The sequence below is a fragment of the Pseudomonas sp. VE 267-6A genome (genome assembly GCF_024126555.1).
Classification (GTDB): domain Bacteria; phylum Pseudomonadota; class Gammaproteobacteria; order Pseudomonadales; family Pseudomonadaceae; genus Aquipseudomonas; species Aquipseudomonas palmensis.
Genome location: NZ_JAMYBY010000001.1, coordinates 127,716 through 145,152 on the forward strand (window position 1 = coordinate 127,716; position 17,437 = coordinate 145,152).

Here is a 17,437-nt window from a genome sequence, read left to right on the forward strand (position 1 = left end):
GCGGACCTCGTAGGAAAGCGAGGTTTCGACCCGTATCTGCGGTGAATGTTCCGCCGTCATCGCCTGTAGGAGCCGGCCTTGCCGGCGAAAGCAGCACCGCGATATCCAGGGGTACGCGGTGGCCGCTTTCGCCAGCAAGGCTGGCTCCTGCAACAGAATGGCAACCCGCCCTAGGGCAAGGCGTACGCAATCACGTAATCACCCCGATCCGGCGACTGACGCGCACCGCCAGCACTGATCAGGATGTATTGCTTGCCGGTCTTGGGCGACACGTAGGTCATCGGCCCCGACTGGCTGCCCACCGGCAGACGCGCCTTCCAGATCTCGTTGCCGTTGCCGGAGTCGAACGCACGCAGGTAGAAGTCCTGGGTGCCGGCAAAGAACAGCAGGCCCGACTGGGTCGACAGCGAAGCGCCCAGGGTCGGCATGCCGATCGGGATCGGCAGGTGCATGCGGATACCCAGCGGCCCGGTGTCCTGCACGGTACCGACCGGCACCTGCCACATCAGTTTCCTGGTCTTCAGGTCGATGGCCGACATGGTGCCGAACGGCGGCTTCTGGCACGGAATACCGGCCGCGGACAGGAAGCGCTGGCGCATCGCGCCATACGGCGTACCGTCCTGCGGCACCACACCCATCTCGATGCCGCTGGCACCTTTGGGAATGTCTGCACGCGGGATCATGTAGTTGGCCAGGCCCAGACGCATGTCGTTGACGAACATGTAGTTGCTGGTCGGGTCGACCGACACGCTACCCCAGTTCATGCCACCCAGCGACCCGGGGAACTGCAACGCCGGGTCCAGCCCTGGCGGGGTGTACACACCCTCGTGGCGCATGCCCTTGAACGAGATGCGGCACAGCAGTTGGTCGAACGGGGTCGCGCCCCACATGTCCGACTCTTTCAGGGTCTGGTTGCCGATCGACGGCATCTCTACCGAGAACGGCTGGGTCGGCGAATAACGCTCGCCCGGCACGTTGCCCTGGGGCACCGGCTTCTCTTCGACCTTGGCAATCGGCACGCCGGTTTCACGGTTGATCACGAAGATCTCGCCCTGCTTGGTCACCTGGGCCAGCGCCGGTTGCACGCCACCCTTGTCATCCGGGATGTCGTACAGCAGCGGCTGGGCCGGCAGGTCGAAGTCCCACAGGTCGTGGTGGGTGGTCTGGAAGTGCCAGCGCACCTGGCCGTTCTTCACGTCCAGCGCCACGATCGAGGAGCTGTACTTGTCGTCCAGTTCGGTACGGGTGCCGGCGAAGAAGTCCGGGGTGGCGTTGCCGGTCGGCAGGTACACCAGGCCCAGCTTGGCGTCATAGGACATCGCCGACCACACGTTGGGCGTGCCACGGGTGTAGGTCTGGCCTTCGGGCGGACGCTTGGTGATGTTCGGGTTGCCCGGGTCCCAGGCCCAGGCCAGCTCGCCGGTCCGCACGTCATAGGCACGCACCACGCCCGGCGGTTCGCCGGTGGAGAAGTTGTCGGCCACGCGGCCACCGACGATCACCACATCGCCGGCCACCAGCGGGGTGGAGGTCTGCTGGTAGTAGCCCGGCTTGATCTCGCCCATGTCGACGCTCAGGTCGACCACGCCGTTATCGCCAAAGTCGGCACATGCTTCGCCGTTTTCGGCGTTGATCGCGATCAGGCGGGCATCGCCGGTGGGCAGGAACAGGCGCTTGGCGCAGGCCTGCGGGCCGGCGTCGGCGGCCAGCGGGGTTTCGGAGTAGCCCAGGCCACGGCAACGCTGCCAGTTCGGCGCGCTGCCCTTGGGGTCGAACATCCAGCGCTGCTTGCCGGTGTCCACGTCCAGGGCGAAGACCTTGCCGTAGGCGGTGCAGGAATACAGGGTGTCGCCGATCTGCAGCGGCGTGTTCTGGTCTTCGGCGCCGGCGCCGGTGCTTTGCGGCACGTCACCGGTATGGAAGGTCCAGGCCACCTGCAGCTTGTCGACGTTGCCCTTGTTGATCTGGTCCAGCGCGGCAAAGCGGTTGCCGGCGGTGGTGTTGCCCCAGTGCGCCCAGTCCTTCTGCTCGGTGCCCGGCTTGACCGGCTGCACCGCAGGCTCGCTGCTGGCGGTGACCACGTGGGTGGGCACGAACATGTAGCCCAGGGTGGCGACCACGCCAACGGCCAGCACACCGGCCACCGCGAACGCGCCACGCCCGGCCGCACGACCGTCGGCGCGTTGCAGGCTCGGGAACACCAGCGCGATGACCAGGCCGATCACGGCAAAGGTCAGTACCCGCGAGACCAGCGGCCAGAAGTCCAGGCCGGCATCCCACACCGCCCAGATCGCGGTAAGCACCAGGGCCACCGCGTACAGCCAGGCGCCCGACGGCTTGCGCCGCGCGATCAGCACACCGCTGACCAGCATCGCCAGGCCCATCAGAAGGAAGTACCAGCTACCACCGAGGCTGCTCAGGTACGCACCGCCCCCTGCCAGCACCAGGCCGATCAGGGCGATCAGGATGCCCAGACCTCCCAGCAGCCACTTTGCGGTGCCCGGAGCACCTGCCTGTTCGTTCATGTGATTACCGTCCTAAACGTAGTGAAAAACCACCGTCAACAGTTGGCCGACCCAATCCCGAGCATAGTCGGCGCATTTAGGTAGCTTGCTTGTTAACCAGTTAGTACGTTTAAGGGTAACAAAAAATTGCGGGCTACTGCGACAATTTGTCTGTCAGCCCGGCTTCAGGGGCCTGAAACCGGGTAGACATTGGTCTTACGCTGCGCTGAACAGCGTGTGCGGGTCGATCACGAATTTCTTCGGCACGCCGGCATCGAACTCGCCGTAGCCCTCGGGCGCCTGATCCAGGCTGATGACCTGCACGCCGACCACCTCGGCGATGTTGATGCGGTCCCACATGATGGCCTGCATCAGGGCGCGGTTGTACTTCATCACCGGGGTCTGCCCGGTGTGGAAGCTGTGGGACTTGGCCCAGCCCAGGCCGAAACGGATGCTCAGGCTGCCCATCTTGGCTGCGGCGTCCACCGCGCCCGGGTCTTCGGTCACGTACAGGCCGGGGATGCCGATCTTGCCGGCGACCCGCACCACCCCCATCAGCGAGTTGAGCACCGTGGCCGGCGCCTCGTGCTGGGCCCCGGCATGCCCGTGGCCACGGGCCTCGAAGCCCACCGCATCGACCGCACAGTCCACCTCCGGCTCGCCCAGCAGGTTGGCGATCTGTTCGTGCAGCGGGGTGTCCTGGGACAGGTCGGCGACCTCGAAGCCCTGGGCCTTGGCATGGGCCAGACGTACCGGGTTCACATCACCGATGATCACCACCGCCGCGCCCAGCAGCCGCGCCGAGGCGGCAGCGGCCAGGCCGACCGGGCCGGCACCGGCCACGTACACCGTGCTGCCGGGGCCGACACCTGCGGTGACCGCACCGTGGTAGCCGGTGGGCAGGATGTCGGAGAGGCAGGTCAGGTCGCGGATCTTCTCCATGGCCTTGTCGCGGTCGGGCAGCTTGAGCAGGTTGAAGTCGGCGTAGGGCACCAGCACATACTCGGCCTGCCCGCCGGTCCAGTCGCCCATGTCGACATAGCCGTAGGCGCCGCCGGCGCGGGCCGGGTTGACGCTCAGGCACACGCCGGTGTGTTGTTCCTTGCACGAGCGGCAGCGCCCGCAGGCCACGTTAAACGGCACCGAGACCAGGTCGCCCAGTTGCAGGTTCTCGACGTCACGGCCTTTCTCGATGACCTCGCCGGTGATTTCGTGCCCCAGCACCAGGCCGGTCTGGGCGGTGGTACGACCGCGCACCATGTGCTGGTCGGAGCCGCAGATATTGGTGGAGACCACCCGCAGGATCACGCCGTGTTCGATCTTGCGCCCACGTGGGTCCTGCATTTTGGGATAGGGGATTGTCTGCACCTCGACCTTGCCTGCGCCCAGGTACACCACACCACGATTGCCAGACATGCTTTCACCTCGCTCGATTGTTGTTATGTCGCGCTGAATGTTCTGTCCGTCTTTCGGGCCTCATCGCGGGTCAAGCCCGCTCCCACAGTCCCTGTGGGTGCGGGCTTGACCCGCGATACGCCCGCTACAGCACCACCGTGCGATTGGCGTTCAAAAACACCCGCCGCTCGATGTGATACCCCACCGCCCGTGCCAACGTCAGGCATTCGATATCGCGCCCGCGGGCGATCAGGTCTTCAGGGTAGTGGCTGTGATCCACGGCTTCCACGCCCTGGGCAATGATCGGGCCCTCGTCCAGGTCGTTGTTGATGTAATGCGCCGTGGCCCCCACCAGCTTCACGCCCTTGTTGTAGGCCTGGTGATACGGCTTGGCGCCCTTGAACCCCGGCAGCAGCGAGTGATGGATGTTGATCGCCCAGCCATCCAGGCGTCGGCACAGCTCCGGCGACAGCACCTGCATGTAGCGCGCAAGGATCACCAGCTCGGCGCCGGACGCCTCGATCACCTGCAGCACCTTGCGCTCCTGCGCCGGCTTGTCCTGCGGGTCGAGGGCAAAGTGGTAATAGGGGATGCGGTGCCAGTGCGCCAGCGGCTCCAGGTCCGGGTGGTTGGAAATCACCGCCACCACGTCCATCGCCAACTGGCCGATGCGCTGGCGGTACAGCAGGTCGTTGAGGCAATGATCGGCCTTGGACACCATGATCACCACCTTGGGCCGGTGCCTGGGCGCAGTCAGCTCGAAGGTCATGCCGAACGCTTCGCCACGGGCGGCCAGGCCTGCGCGAAAGGCCTGCTCGTCGAATGCCTCGGGCTGGCGAAACTCCACCCGTATGAAGAACCGCGCCGACAGCCGGTCATCGAACGAATGATGCTCGGTGACGTAGCACTGCTGCTCGTACAGGTAGCGCGTCACCGCGTCCACCGTACCCAGCAGGCTGGGGCAGTCGGCGGTAAGGATCCAGGTGTCCGGCGCACGGCTCATGAGGCGATGCTCAGGCCATGTTCGGCGCAGGCATCCTGCAGCCACAGCCACCAGTAGTCGCTGAAGCTGCGCCGGATCAGCAGCTCCCAGGTGTCCTCGCCGGTGCGCCGGATCACCAGCTGGGACTTGGCGAACACCGTGCCCACCGCCTTGCCCACCGGGAAGTTGTTGGGGTGCACGTCGTAGCTGGTGGACTTCATCAGCACCTCGCGCACCCTGGGCCCGCTCAGTTCGAGCAGGGTCTGTCCGCCGCTGACGTTGACCACCTGGATGTGTTGCCCGTCGAGGGCTTCGCGCAGCTTCTGCTCGGCGGCCAGCTCCTCGCCACCGGGCACGATCAGCAGCCACTCGTCGGGGCCCATCCACTGCAGCGAGGTCTCGCCGCTGGCGACCACGGTGAGTGCGACCGGCAGTTCCAGGCCCAACGCCTGTTGCACGCCGCTGACGAAAGCCGGGTCGTGGGCGTTGCCGCGCAGGGTCAGGTGGCCGAGGAACTTCTTCTCGCGCAGGGTCACGCCGGGGTTCTTGCGGCCCTTGCCGACCAGGCTGGGCAGGTCGGCGTGATGCAGGGGTGATTCGGCCCTGGCGTCAGTCTCGGGGCGTTGCGGGTAGACGTTGATTGCGCTCATTACATACCTGCCTTGAATTCAGTAGTGCTGTGATCTCTTTGTAGGAGCCGGCCTTGCCGGCGAAGGCCGCGACCCGGTTGCAACCCGGTGCGCGGTGGTCGCTTCGCCAGCAAGGCTGCTCCTGCAACCATCAGATGTTCTGCCGCTCACCCTTCGGATCAAAGAACACCGAGGCGCAGATCTCGGCCTCGATCACGCTGCCATCGGCCTGCGGCGAAAACACCCGCTCGCCCATGCGTTTGAGCCCGCCCTTGACCACCCCCATGGCAAACGAATAGCCCAGCGAGTTGCTCGCGTAGCTCGAGGTCACGTGCCCCACCATGTCCATCGGAATCGGCTGTTTGGGGTCCAGCACCAGCTGCGCGCCCTCGGGCAACCACTGGCTCGGGTCCACCGGCTTGAGCCCCACCAGCTGCTTGCGGTTCTCGCGCACGCAGTCTTCCCGGTTCATGCCGCGCCAGCCGATCCACGAGAACGGCTTGGTGCGCCCCACGCACCAACCCATGTTCAGGTCGTCCGGGGTCATCGAGCCGTCGGTGTCCTGGCCAACAATGATGAAACCCTTCTCGGCGCGCAGCACGTGCATGGTCTCGGTGCCATAGGGGGTGAGGTTGTACGGCTTGCCGGCGGCGACGATCTGCTCCAGCACGCCCATCGCGTAATTGGCCTGCACGTTCACTTCATACGACAGCTCGCCGGTGAACGAGATGCGGAACACCCGCGCCGGCACCCCGCCCACCAGGCCCTCCTTCCAGCTCATGAACGGGAAGGCGTCCCTGTCCAGGTCGATGTCGGTCACTTCAGCCAGCAGCTTGCGGCTGTTGGGCCCCGATAGGGTCAACGTGGCCCAGTGGTCGGTGACGGAGGTGAAGTACACCTTCAGCTCTGGCCATTCGGTCTGCTGGTAGATCTCCAGCCATTGCAGCACCCGCGCCGCGCCGCCGGTGGTGGTGGTCATCAGGAAGTGGTTGTCGCCCAGGCACGCGGTCACGCCATCGTCGAAGACCATGCCGTCTTCCTTGCACATCAGGCCGTAGCGCGCCTTGCCCACGTCGAGCTTGGTCCAGGCGTTGGTGTAGATGCGGTTGAGGAACTCACGGGCGTCCGGGCCCTGGATGTCGATCTTGCCCAGGGTCGAGGCATCCAGCAGGCCGACGCTGTCGCGCACCGCCTTGCATTCGCGGGCCACCGCCGCCTGCAGGTCTTCGCCGCCGCGGGGGAAATACCACGGGCGCTTCCACTGGCCGACGTCCTCGAACTCGGCGCCGTTCTTCACATGCCAGGCATGCAGCGCGGTGAAGCGCACCGGCTCGAACAGGTGGCCGCAATGGCGCCCGGCCACCGCGCCGAAGGTCACCGGCGTGTAGTTGGGGCGAAACATGGTGGTGCCCATCTGCGCAATGCCGATGCCCAGCGAGCGTGCGGCGATCGCCAGCCCGTTGATGTTGCCCAGCTTGCCCTGGTCGGTGCCGAACCCCAGCGCGGTGTAGCGCTTGACGTGCTCCACCGACTCGAAGCCTTCGCGGGTGGCCAGTTCGATGGCGGCCGCAGTCACATCGTTCTGCTGGTCGACGAACTGCTTGGGTGCCCGCGCGGTGTTGCGGTCATGGGGTACCTGGAACAGCGCAACGGTAGGCTCCTCCGGACGCACCAGCACCTTGGGCAGAACGCCCTCCACTGCCTTGAAGCCGGCCTCGGTGGCCGCACGCACGCCGCCTTCGAAACCGTCGGCCAGCGCATCGCCCAGGGCGAACACGCCATTGACGCCACCCACGCACACGCGCTTCTGCGGCGCTTCGCCGGGCACGAAGCCGAGAATGTCGTCGCGCCACAGCGGCTTGCCGCCCAGGTGCGAAGCCAGGTGCACCACCGGGCTGTAGCCGCCCGATGTCGCCACCAGGTCGCAGTCCAGCCATTCGCCGGGGCTGGTGACCTGGTGTGCGGCCACGTCGATGGCCGCCACCCGCGCTGCCGTCACATGCTTGCTGCCGCGCGCCTCGATCACCGCGCTGGAGGTGAGGATGCGAATGCCCTTGGCACGTGCCTCCTCCACCAGCGAGCCACGGGGGTTGTGCCGCGCATCGGCGACCGCGACCACCTTGAGCCCGGCGTCGTGCCAGTCCAGCGCCACGCGATAGGCGTGATCGTTGTTGGTCGACAGCACCAGCTTGCGCCCCGGCGCCACGCCATAACGGCGCACGTAGGTAGATACCGCGCCGGCGAGCATGTTGCCCGGCACATCGTTGTTGCCGTACACCAGCGGCCGCTCGTGGGCACCGGTGGCCAGCACCACACGCCCGGCGCGCACACGGTGCATGCGCTGGCGCACCTGGCCGATGGGTGCGCGGTCGCCCAGGTGATCGGTGAGGCGCTGGTGGATCGTGAGGAAGTTGTGGTCGTGGTAGCCGTTGACCGTGGCCCGCGCCAGCAAAGTGACCTCGGGCATGCCCTGCAGCTCGTCGATCACCTTGGCCACCCACTCGGCGGCGGGCTGGCCGTCGAGGGTTTCGCGGGTATCGAGCAGGCTGCCGCCGAACTCCTCCTGCTCGTCGGCCAGGATCACCCGCGCCCCGCTGCGCCCGGCTGCCAGTGCCGCAGCCAGCCCGGCGGGGCCTGCGCCGACCACCAGCACATCGCAGTGGTGGTTCATGTAGTCGTAGCTGTCCGGGTCGTTTTCCAGCGGCGAACGGCCCAGGCCCGCGGCCTTGCGGATGTACTTCTCGTAGGTCATCCAGAACGACTGCGGGTACATGAACGTCTTGTAGTAGAACCCCGGCGGCATCAGCTTGCCGCCGACCTTGCCGAGGATGCCCATCACGTCGGTGTTCACGCTGGGCCAGCCGTTGGTGCTGGTGGCCACCAGGCCGGCGTACAGCGCCTGCTGGGTAGCGCGCACGTTGGGTACCTGGGTGGCCTCGCTGGCACCGATCTGCAGGATCGCGTTGGGCTCTTCGCTGCCGGCGGCGATGATGCCGCGTGGGCGCGAGTACTTGAAGCTGCGCCCCACGATGTCGACGCCATTGGCCAGCAGCGCGGCGGCCAGGGTGTCGCCCTGGTAGCCCTGGTAGCGCTGGCCGTTGAAGGTGAAGTCAAGGACCTGGCTGCGGTCGATACGACCGCCGTTGGGCAGACGATAGCGCTGGCTCATACCTTTTCTCCCTGGCCGGTGACAGCCAGCTGCGGGACGTTTTCCTGGGCGCGCGCCTGGGGCCTGGCACCAATCGGATAGGTTTCGAGAATCTCGTAGGTCACGGTGTCGCGGGTGGCGTTGAAGTACTGGCGGCAGCCCGCGGCATGGATCCACAGCTCGTGGTGCAGGCCGCGCGGGTTGTCACGAAAGAACAGGTAGTCGCCCCACTGCTCGTCGGTGCAGGCACTCGGGTCCAGCGGGCGCGGAATGTGGGCCTGGCCGGCGGCATGGAATTCTTCCTCGGAGCGCAGTTCGCCGCAGTGGGGACAGAAGATGTGCAACATGGAGTGTCTCCTGTTAGTGGGCGACAGCGGCAGCGCCGTGCTCGTCGATCAGGGCGCCGTTATGGAAACGGTCGATGGAAAACGGCTTGGCCAGTGCATGCATCTCGCCGGTGGCCAGGCTTGCGGCGAACACGTGGCCCGAGCCCGGCGTGGCCTTGAAACCGCCAGTGCCCCAGCCGCAGTTGAAGAACATGTTAGCCACCGGGGTCTTGGAGATGATCGGGCAGGCGTCCGGGGTGGTGTCGACGATGCCGCCCCACTGGCGGTTCATGCGCACCCGCGACAGGATCGGGAACATCTCGACGATGGCCTGCAGGGTATGTTCGATCACCGGGTACGAACCGCGCTGGCCGTAACCCACCCAGCCGTCGATGCCGGCGCCGATCACCAGGTCGCCCTTGTCCGACTGGCTGATGTAGCCGTGCACCGCGTTGGACATGATCACGCTGTCGATGATCGGCTTGAGCGGCTCGGACACCAGTGCCTGCAGCGGGTGCGACTCGATGGGCAGGCGAAAGCCGGCCAGCCTGGCCATGTGCCCGGAGTTGCCGGCGGTGACCACGCCCACGCGCCGCGCACCGATAAAGCCCTTGTTGGTCTCGACGCCGACCACCGCGCCGTTTTCCTTGCGAAAGCCGATCACCTCGGTCTGCTGGATCAGGTCCACGCCCAGGGCATCGGCGGCACGCGCATAGCCCCAGGCCACGGCATCGTGACGCGCCACGCCGCCGCGCCGCTGCACGGTGGCGCCGAGAACCGGATAACGGGTGTTCCTGGAGCAGTCCAGGTGCGGAATCTCGTCGGCCACCTGCTTGCTGTTCAGTAGTTCGCCGTCCACGCCGTTGAGCCGGTTGGCGCTGACCCGGCGCTCGGAGTCGCGCATGTCCTGCAGGGTGTGGCACAGGTTGTAGACCCCGCGCTGGGAGAACATGACGTTGTAGTTGATGTCCTGGGACAACCCCTCCCAGAGCTTCATCGCGTGCTCATAGAGGTGCGCCGACTCGTCCCACAGGTAGTTGGAGCGCACGATGGTGGTGTTGCGCGCGGTGTTGCCGCCGCCCAGCCAGCCCTTCTCGACCACCGCCACATTGGTGATGCCGTGCACCTTGGCCAGGTAGTAGGCGGTGGCCAGGCCGTGCCCGCCGCCGCCGACGATGACCACGTCGTAGACCTTCTTCGGGGTGGGCGTGCGCCACATGCGCTGCCAGTTCTCGTGGTGGCTGAGCGAGTGCTTGAAAAGGCCGAAGCCCGAATAGCGTTGCATGGTCTGTTACTCCACTCAGCGGTAAACCGGAAAATCCGCACACAGTGCCGACACGCTCCTGGCCACGTCGGCCTCGACATCGGCATCGCCCAGGTGGTCGAGGATGTCGCAGATCCAGCCGGCCAGCTCCGTGCACTGGGCCACCTTGAAGCCACGGCTGGTGACGGCCGGGGTGCCGATGCGCAGGCCCGAGGTGACGAACGGCGACTGCGGGTCGTTGGGCACGGCGTTCTTGTTGACGGTGATGTGGGCGCGTCCCAGGGCGGCATCGGCGTCCTTGCCGGTCAGGCCCTGGCGGATCAGGCTGACCAGGAACAGGTGGTTGTCGGTGCCACCGGACACCACGTCGAAACCACGCTCGATGAACACCGCAGCCATCGCCCGGGCGTTGTCGATCACCTGTTGCTGGTAAGCCTTGAAGCCGGGCTCCAGGGCCTCCTTGAAGCACACCGCCTTGGCCGCGATCACATGCATCAGCGGGCCGCCCTGCCCGCCGGGGAACACCGCGGCGTTGAGTTTCTTTTCCAGCGCTTCGTTGGCCCTGGCCAGGATCAGCCCGCCACGCGGGCCACGCAGGGTCTTGTGGGTGGTGGTGGTGACCACGTCGGCATAGGGCAGCGGGTTGGGATACAGGCCCGCCGCGACCAGCCCGGCGACGTGGGCCATGTCGACGAACAGGTAGGCGCCGACCTTGTCGGCGATCTGGCGAAAGCGTGGGAAATCGAGGGTTTTGCTGTAGGCCGAAAACCCGGCAATGATCATCTTCGGCTGGTGCTCGACGGCCAGGCGCTCGACATCGTCGTAGTCGATCAGGCCGGTGCGGGTATCGATGCCGTATTGCACGGCGTTGTACAGCTTGCCGCTGAAACTGACCTTGGCACCGTGGGTGAGGTGGCCGCCGTGGGCCAGGCTCATGCCCAGCACGGTGTCGCCGGCCTGCAGCAGGGCCAGGTACACCGCGGCGTTGGCCTGGCTGCCGGAGTGCGGCTGGACGTTGGCATAGTCGGCGCCGAACAGCTGCCTGGCACGATCGATGGCCAGTTGCTCGACCTTGTCCACGTGCTCGCAGCCGCCGTAGTAGCGCTTGCCCGGGTAGCCTTCGGCGTACTTGTTGGTCAGGCCGCTGCCCTGGGCCTGCATCACGCGCTTGCTGGTGTAGTTTTCCGAGGCGATCAGTTCGATGTGGTCTTCCTGGCGCTGTTCCTCGGCGTTGATCGCCGCCAGCAGTGCATCGTCGTAACCCTGGATCTGGTCGTGCTTGGTGAACATCGCATCTCTCCCGGCAGTGGCATGGACAGCGCCCTTTGGCTGCGATGGTAGGGCTGGCGCGGGCCGTCCAGATGCCTGCGCACGCCACGCAAAGGTGCGTTTACGACATGGCCCTTGTAGTCGGCGATTTGATAGTTGGTTTAGAGTGCTTGCCTGCGTCGACCACAGGACAGTGCAATGACAGAACAAAGCCAGCAATTTGCCAGCGACAACTATTCCGGCATCTGCCCCGAAGCCTGGGCGGCGATGGACAAAGCCAACCAGGGCCACGAACGCGCCTACGGCGACGACCAGTGGACCGCCAAGGCCTCCGACCACTTTCGCAAACTGTTCGAGACCGACTGCGAGGTGTTCTTCGCCTTCAACGGCACCGCCGCCAACTCCCTGGCCCTGTCGTCCCTGTGCCAGAGCTACCACAGCGTGATCTGCTCCGAGACCGCCCACGTCGAGACCGACGAATGCGGCGCGCCGGAGTTCTTCTCCAACGGCTCCAAGCTGCTCACCGCCCGCAGCGAAAATGGCAAGCTCACGCCCGAGTCCATCCGCGAAGTGGCGCTCAAGCGCCAGGACATCCACTACCCCAAGCCACGCGTGGTGACCATCACCCAGGCCACCGAAGTGGGCAGCGTGTATCGGCCCGAAGAGCTCAAGGCGATCAGCGCCACCTGCAAGGAGCTGGGCCTGAACCTGCACATGGACGGCGCGCGCTTCAGCAATGCCTGCGCGTTCCTGGCCTGCTCGCCGGCCGAACTGACCTGGAAGGCCGGCATCGACGTGCTGTGCTTTGGCGGCACCAAGAACGGCATGGCGGTGGGCGAGGCGATCCTGTTCTTCAACCGCAAGCTGGCCGAAGACTTCGACTACCGCTGCAAGCAGGCCGGGCAACTGGCGTCGAAGATGCGCTTTCTGTCGGCGCCGTGGGTGGGGTTGCTCGAAGACGGTGCGTGGCTGCGCCATGCGCAGCACGCCAACCACTGCGCGCAGTTGCTCAGCGGGCTGGTGGCGGACATCCCGGCGGTGCAGTTGATGTTCCCGGTAGAAGCCAACGGGGTGTTTCTGCAGATGCCGGAGCCGGCACTGGAAGCGCTGCGCGCCAAGGGCTGGCGGTTCTACACCTTCATCGGCAGCGGCGGCGCACGGTTCATGTGCTCGTGGGACACCGACGAGGCACGGGTGCGCGAGCTGGCGGCGGATATTCGTGCGGTAACGCTGGGTCGCTGATGGCCCCTTCGCCGGCAAGGCCGGCCCCTACAGACACCGCCAACCTGTAGGAGCCGGCCTTGCCGGCGAAGCAGTCACCCTGATCTAGAGCCTGAACCCACCCATCTGCCGCGCCAGGTCATCAGCCAGCCCGCGCAACGCCTGGCAATCCACCCGACACGCCTCCACCTGCGCCACCGTCTGGCGCGCCAGGTCGGAAATCCCCTGCACGTTGCGGTTGATCTCCTCGGTCACCGCCGACTGCTCCTCGGTGGCCGTGGCCACCTGCAGGTTCATGTCGGTGATGTGTTCCACCTGCCCGGTAATGGTGGTCAACGACGCTCCGGTCTGCTGGCTCGACGCCACGCCGGTGCCGGTCGCCGCCTGCCCCGCCTGCATCGACGCCACCGCGCTGCCCGCCCCCTGCTTGAGGCGCTGGATCATCTGCTGCACCTCGTCGGTGGACACCTGGGTTCGCTGGGCCAGGGTACGTACCTCGTCGGCCACCACAGCGAAGCCACGGCCCATCTCCCCGGCTCGCGCCGCCTCGATCGCCGCGTTCAACGCCAGCAGGTTGGTCTGCTCGGAAATGCTGCGGATCACCGCCAGCACCTCGTCGATGGACGCCACCTCCTGTGCCAGTTGGCCAACCGCACTGGCCGCCACGCCGATCTCGCCCGACATGCCTTCGATGTGCGCAATCGAGCGCTGCACCACCTCGCGCGCCTGCAACGCTTCGGTGCGCGCGGTCTGCGAGGCGTGCGCGGCCTGGCCGGCATTCTGCGCGATGTCCTGCACGGTGAGGCCCATCTGGTGCACGGCAGTGGCCACCATCTCGGTCATCTCCTGCTGGCGATGGGAGCGCCCGGCGGTGTCCTCCACCACCGCGCTCACCTGCCCCACGGCGCTGCGCAGGTGCTCGGTGGTGCGCAGCACCTCGCCGATCAGGTCGCGCTGGCTGTCCAGAAAACGGTTGAAACCCCGGGCCAGGTCGCCCAGTTCATCGGCCCGCGACTCGTCCAGGCGCTGGGTCAGGTCGCCACCGCCCTGGGCAATCGCGGTCAGCGCACCGGTCACCCGGCGCAGCGGGCGCACGATGCCGCGCGCCAGCCATACCACCAGCAGCAGCGACAGCAACGCCACCGCCGCGCCGATCAGGCTGGTGAGCCACACGGCCTGGTTCACCTGGGCGTAGATCTGCGCCTCGGGCACCTCGGCCACCAGCGTCCAGTTCAGGTCGCGCAGCGGCAGGCTCAGGGCCAGGTAGGTCTCGCCATCGCGCTCGAAGCGGCTCTGCTGCAGGCCCTCGTGCGGGGTCAACGCACGCTGGGCGGCGCCTTCGCCGATCTGCTCGGCCAACTGGCGCTTGCCGCTGAACTCGGACTGCGGGTGCACCTGGATCAGGCCATCGCCGCGCACCAGGAACACCCGGCCGCGCTCACCGAAACTGAAGTCGTGGATCAGTTGGGACAACTCGGTCATGCGCAGGCCCAGCCCGGCAATGCCCACCAGCTGGCCGGCTTTTTCCACCCGAAAGTCGATGAACAGCGCCAGGTCGCCACTGCTGATGTCCGTGTCGATATTGAGCAGGCGCGGCTTGCCACTGTCGATGAACCCGAAGAACCACGAGTCCTTCGGGTTGTCGCGGCTCAAGGTGCGGTCCAGCCCGCCCTGGTTGTAGTAGTGATTGCTGCCCGTGGCGGCGAACAGCGCGGTGAACGCCTGGTTGTGCACACGCACCGACTCCAGGTACTCGACGAACGCACCGGCCTGTTCGGGGGGCTCCCCCGCTGCCAGCCAGTCGCGCAACAGGGTGTTGTTGGCAATGTCGGCCGCCGCCGTCAGAGGCCGGCCCAACATGCGCTCGATATCGTTGCGCATGGCCTCGATGCTCGCCGGCAGCGCCGTCTCCACCAGGTAGCGCTCGGTCAGTCGATTGACCGCCACGGTGTAGATACCAACCACGATCAGAATGCTCGCCACCAGGGCCGCGCCCATGCTTGCGATCAATTGCCACTGGATACTGCGCCGCCAGAACTGCATGAATTTCCCCTGAGTTAAACCAGCCGTGTACCGCGAACACCAGGCCAATTGTATACAACAGAAAATACAATGCTAGCAGTCAGCCACACTCGGGCCGCTCACTGCCCCCAGGGGTCAGTGAGCCAGCACAGTAAAGAGGGAATGCACGCGAGGGGGAAATCAGCTGTTGCCGATTGTCCGGGCAATGACGTCGACCGTGGCGCTGACTTGCTCTTGATAACGGTCGAGGGCTTCCTGATGTGCCTGTTGCAGTTCGATCTGCTGCGAGCACAGGTTCAGGGCGGCCAGCACCAGCAACTTGTCGCCGATCAGCGACGGGTACTTGCGCTTGGTATCGGCCAGGGAGGCCTTGAGCATCTGCACCGCCTGCGCCAGGGTCTGCTCCTGACCTTCAGGGGCCTTGATCGAATAGTCATTGCCCATTATCGACACGACATTGATCGACTGCGCGGTGGTCTTCATGCGGTAACGGCGCCGCCACCGGCACGTTCAACCAGCGCCTGGATACGCGCGGCGGTTGCACCTTGCTTCTCTTCCTGCTCCATCAGGCTCAGTTGCAGGCTTTCGTTCTCGTCCTTGGCCTGGGCCAGTTCGTCGCTCAGCTGCGCGTTGCGCTCGGCCAGGTCGAGGTTCTTCTGCACCAGGTCGTTGACCAGTTGCTCCAGTTGACTCAGGGATGTTTCCAGCATGATTGCGTTCTCACGGTTTTTCAGGGGGCGCACACGATAAAGAAATCTCACCGCACTCGCCAGGGATATCGGGGCCAGAGCCTCGACCGGGTGCAGATTGACCCGTCGATCGGCAACCGGTTCCAGCGCTTGGTCGGATGCCGGGGTAAAAAAAATGACCGGTGGTTCACATTTAGTTACATGCCCCCTCAAGTCTGCCCTGCTTTGACCGATAGGCAATAAGAGTTGCCCCACGACGCATGGACCGCGCGCATTCCTATTCCCTGCCGGATAAAACCATGTCATTACGTAACATGAACATCGCCCCGCGCGCACTTCTGGGGTTTTCGCTGATCGGCGCCCTGATGCTTGCATTGGGCATCTTTGCCCTCAACCAGATGGGGCAGATACGCAAGGCCGGCGAAGCCATCGAACAGATCAGCGTGCCCAGCATCACCAACCTCGACCAGCTCACCCAACTCACCCTGCGCCTGCGCACGTTGTCCTACCGCCTGCTGCTCAACCGCGAAGCCGCCACCCTGCAGGACACCGTGCAACTGCTGGCCAAGCGCAATGCCCAGATCGACGAAGCGCGCCGGGCCTACGAGCCCCTGATCGAAGGCGACGAGGAACGGGGCGCGTACAACCAGTACGTGCAACTGCTCAACCAGTACCGCCAGCTCGAAAACCGCATGGTAAGCCTGTCGCAGGCCGGTGATGTGGAAGCACTGCGCAGCCTGATCAACCACGACCTGCTCGACAACTCCGAGCAGATCAGCGCAGTTACCGATCGCCTGGTCAAGATCAACACCGATCAGACCCGTCTGACCAACCAGACCGCCGCCACGCAATACGACACGGCCTTCACCCTGGTGATCGTGCTGCTGGTGGCCGCCACCGCACTGACCCTGCTGTGCGCGCTGCTGCTCACCCGCAGCATCGTCAAGCCGATCGACGAAGCGCTGCAGGCGGCCGAGCTGATCGCCGATGGCAACCTGACCAAACCGATCAACACCACCGGTACCGACGAAGCGGCGCGCCTGCTGCACGCCATGGGCAAGATGCAGCACAAGCTGCGCGACACCCTGCAGCAGATTGCCGGCTCCGCCACCCAGCTGGCCTCGGCGGCCGAAGAGCTGAATGCAGTCACCGACGAAAGCGCACGCGGCCTGCAGCAGCAGAACAACGAGATCCAGCAGGCCGCCACTGCCGTCACCGAGATGACCAGTGCGGTGGAAGAAGTGGCACGCAACGCGGTGAGCACATCCGAGGCGTCCAAGCAGGCCACCCGCTCGGCCGGCGACGGTCGCGACCTGGTCATGGAGACCGTCAGCGCCATCGAGCGCATGAGTGCCGACGTGCAGGGTACTGCCGAGCTGATCGGCAACCTGGCCGGCGAGTCGCGTGACATCGGCAAGGTGCTCGATGTGATCCGCGGCCTGGCCGACCAGACCAACCTGCTGGCCCTCAACGCCGCCATCGAGGCGGCGCGTGCCGGTGAAGCCGGGCGCGGCTTCGCCGTGGTCGCCGACGAAGTGCGCGCTCTGGCCCACCGGACCCAGCAGTCGACCAGCGAAATCGAGCGCATGATCGGCAGCATCCAGGGCGGTACCGAACAGGCGGTGAACTCGATGCGCCACAGCACCGAACGCGCCGAGTCGACCCTGAGCATCGCCCGCGGCGCCGGCCTGTCGCTGGAGACCATCACCACCGCAGTGGCCGAAATCAACGAACGCAACCTGGTGATCGCCAGCGCCGCCGAAGAGCAGGCCCAGGTGGCCCGCGAAGTGGACCGCAACCTGGTGAACATCAACGACCTGTCGGTGCAGTCGGCCACCGGGGCGCACCAGACCAGCGCCGCGAGTGCCGAACTGTCTCGCCTGGCGGTGGGCCTGAACGGCCTGGTCGCACGCTTCAGCGTGTAGGTCGCCACCGGGCCCCGGCGCAGTGCGCGCCGGGCGCCCGGCTTTTTCGATCGGCCCCCGCTC

13 protein-coding genes are annotated in these 17,437 nt (G+C 65.9%); 2 read left to right on the forward strand and 11 right to left on the reverse strand.

Going from position 1 to position 17,437, the window contains the following annotated elements; genetic code table 11:
* Positions 1 to 170: 170 nt before the first annotated feature.
* The 8 genes from NJH59_RS00580 to glyA form a co-directional block, all read right to left on the reverse strand.
* Positions 171 to 2,525 carry a glucose/quinate/shikimate family membrane-bound PQQ-dependent dehydrogenase gene (locus NJH59_RS00580; protein ID WP_058541809.1) on the reverse strand — a complete coding sequence of 785 codons (2,355 nt, stop codon included), beginning with the start codon at positions 2,523 to 2,525 and terminating at the stop codon, positions 171 to 173.
* A 195-nt stretch (positions 2,526 to 2,720) separates the two neighbouring features.
* Positions 2,721 to 3,920 (reverse strand): formaldehyde dehydrogenase, glutathione-independent, encoded by a 1,200-nt coding sequence (gene fdhA, locus NJH59_RS00585; protein WP_043863640.1) that lies wholly within the window; start codon positions 3,918 to 3,920, stop codon positions 2,721 to 2,723.
* A gap of 124 nt (positions 3,921 to 4,044) precedes the next feature.
* On the reverse strand, positions 4,045 to 4,902 hold the full coding sequence (gene purU / locus NJH59_RS00590; RefSeq protein WP_043863639.1) for a formyltetrahydrofolate deformylase: 858 nt from the start codon (positions 4,900 to 4,902) through the stop codon (positions 4,045 to 4,047).
* A complete protein-coding gene (locus tag NJH59_RS00595) occupies positions 4,899 to 5,531 on the reverse strand; it encodes a sarcosine oxidase subunit gamma (protein ID WP_043863638.1) in 633 nt (210 codons plus the stop codon). Before NJH59_RS00595 ends, purU begins: the two co-directional genes overlap by 4 nt.
* 130 nt (positions 5,532 to 5,661) lie before the next feature.
* Complete coding sequence (locus NJH59_RS00600) at positions 5,662 to 8,679, reverse strand: sarcosine oxidase subunit alpha (protein ID WP_253086220.1); 3,018 nt, start codon at positions 8,677 to 8,679, stop codon at positions 5,662 to 5,664.
* Positions 8,676 to 9,005: a sarcosine oxidase subunit delta gene (locus tag NJH59_RS00605; protein ID WP_058541806.1), complete on the reverse strand. Its 330-nt coding sequence runs from the start codon at positions 9,003 to 9,005 to the stop codon at positions 8,676 to 8,678. The genes NJH59_RS00600 and NJH59_RS00605 overlap by 4 nt, the downstream gene beginning before the upstream one ends.
* 13 nt (positions 9,006 to 9,018) lie before the next feature.
* Positions 9,019 to 10,269, reverse strand: a complete 1,251-nt coding sequence (locus tag NJH59_RS00610) for a sarcosine oxidase subunit beta family protein (RefSeq protein ID WP_043863635.1) — start codon at positions 10,267 to 10,269, stop codon at positions 9,019 to 9,021.
* Positions 10,270 to 10,284: 15 nt separating this feature from the next.
* Positions 10,285 to 11,538 carry a serine hydroxymethyltransferase gene (glyA, locus tag NJH59_RS00615; protein ID WP_253086221.1) on the reverse strand — a complete coding sequence of 418 codons (1,254 nt, stop codon included), beginning with the start codon at positions 11,536 to 11,538 and terminating at the stop codon, positions 10,285 to 10,287.
* Positions 11,539 to 11,715: 177 nt separating this feature from the next.
* On the opposite strand from glyA, the gene NJH59_RS00620 reads away from it, so the two are divergent.
* Entirely contained in the window at positions 11,716 to 12,759 is a 1,044-nt protein-coding gene (locus tag NJH59_RS00620; protein ID WP_253086222.1) for a low specificity L-threonine aldolase, read from the forward strand.
* 84 nt (positions 12,760 to 12,843) lie between these two features.
* Here NJH59_RS00620 and NJH59_RS00625 read toward each other — a convergent pair whose 3' ends face one another.
* The 3 genes from NJH59_RS00625 to NJH59_RS00635 all read right to left on the reverse strand — a co-directional run bounded on the left by NJH59_RS00625 (position 12,844) and on the right by NJH59_RS00635 (position 15,470).
* Positions 12,844 to 14,781 carry a methyl-accepting chemotaxis protein gene (locus tag NJH59_RS00625; protein ID WP_253086223.1) on the reverse strand — a complete coding sequence of 646 codons (1,938 nt, stop codon included), beginning with the start codon at positions 14,779 to 14,781 and terminating at the stop codon, positions 12,844 to 12,846.
* 159 nt (positions 14,782 to 14,940) lie between these two features.
* Positions 14,941 to 15,243: a cell division protein ZapA gene (locus tag NJH59_RS00630; RefSeq protein ID WP_043863631.1), complete on the reverse strand. Its 303-nt coding sequence runs from the start codon at positions 15,241 to 15,243 to the stop codon at positions 14,941 to 14,943.
* Positions 15,240 to 15,470: a hypothetical protein gene (locus tag NJH59_RS00635; RefSeq protein WP_043863630.1), complete on the reverse strand. Its 231-nt coding sequence runs from the start codon at positions 15,468 to 15,470 to the stop codon at positions 15,240 to 15,242. The genes NJH59_RS00630 and NJH59_RS00635 overlap by 4 nt, the downstream gene beginning before the upstream one ends.
* Before the next feature lie 278 nt (positions 15,471 to 15,748).
* On the opposite strand from NJH59_RS00635, the gene NJH59_RS00640 reads away from it, so the two are divergent.
* On the forward strand, positions 15,749 to 17,374 hold the full coding sequence (locus NJH59_RS00640; protein ID WP_253086224.1) for a methyl-accepting chemotaxis protein: 1,626 nt from the start codon (positions 15,749 to 15,751) through the stop codon (positions 17,372 to 17,374).
* Positions 17,375 to 17,437 lie beyond the last annotated feature (63 nt).

Excerpts from the sequence above, each read along its gene's own strand:
- NJH59_RS00610 (WP_043863635.1), bottom strand. The coding sequence starts at position 10,269 with ATGCAACGCTATTCGGGCTTCGGCCTTTTCAAGCACTCGCTCAGCCAC.
- NJH59_RS00595 (WP_043863638.1), bottom strand. The coding sequence starts at position 5,531 with ATGAGCGCAATCAACGTCTACCCGCAACGCCCCGAGACTGACGCCAGG.
- NJH59_RS00605 (WP_058541806.1), bottom strand. The coding sequence starts at position 9,005 with ATGTTGCACATCTTCTGTCCCCACTGCGGCGAACTGCGCTCCGAGGAA.
- NJH59_RS00600 (WP_253086220.1), bottom strand. The coding sequence starts at position 8,679 with ATGAGCCAGCGCTATCGTCTGCCCAACGGCGGTCGTATCGACCGCAGC.
- NJH59_RS00635 (WP_043863630.1), bottom strand. The coding sequence starts at position 15,470 with ATGCTGGAAACATCCCTGAGTCAACTGGAGCAACTGGTCAACGACCTG.
- NJH59_RS00640 (WP_253086224.1), top strand. The coding sequence starts at position 15,749 with ATGTCATTACGTAACATGAACATCGCCCCGCGCGCACTTCTGGGGTTT.
- glyA (WP_253086221.1), bottom strand. The coding sequence starts at position 11,538 with ATGTTCACCAAGCACGACCAGATCCAGGGTTACGACGATGCACTGCTG.
- NJH59_RS00580 (WP_058541809.1), bottom strand. The coding sequence starts at position 2,525 with ATGAACGAACAGGCAGGTGCTCCGGGCACCGCAAAGTGGCTGCTGGGA.
- NJH59_RS00620 (WP_253086222.1), top strand. The coding sequence starts at position 11,716 with ATGACAGAACAAAGCCAGCAATTTGCCAGCGACAACTATTCCGGCATC.
- purU (WP_043863639.1), bottom strand. The coding sequence starts at position 4,902 with ATGAGCCGTGCGCCGGACACCTGGATCCTTACCGCCGACTGCCCCAGC.
- fdhA (WP_043863640.1), bottom strand. The coding sequence starts at position 3,920 with ATGTCTGGCAATCGTGGTGTGGTGTACCTGGGCGCAGGCAAGGTCGAG.
- NJH59_RS00630 (WP_043863631.1), bottom strand. The coding sequence starts at position 15,243 with ATGAAGACCACCGCGCAGTCGATCAATGTCGTGTCGATAATGGGCAAT.
- NJH59_RS00625 (WP_253086223.1), bottom strand. The coding sequence starts at position 14,781 with ATGCAGTTCTGGCGGCGCAGTATCCAGTGGCAATTGATCGCAAGCATG.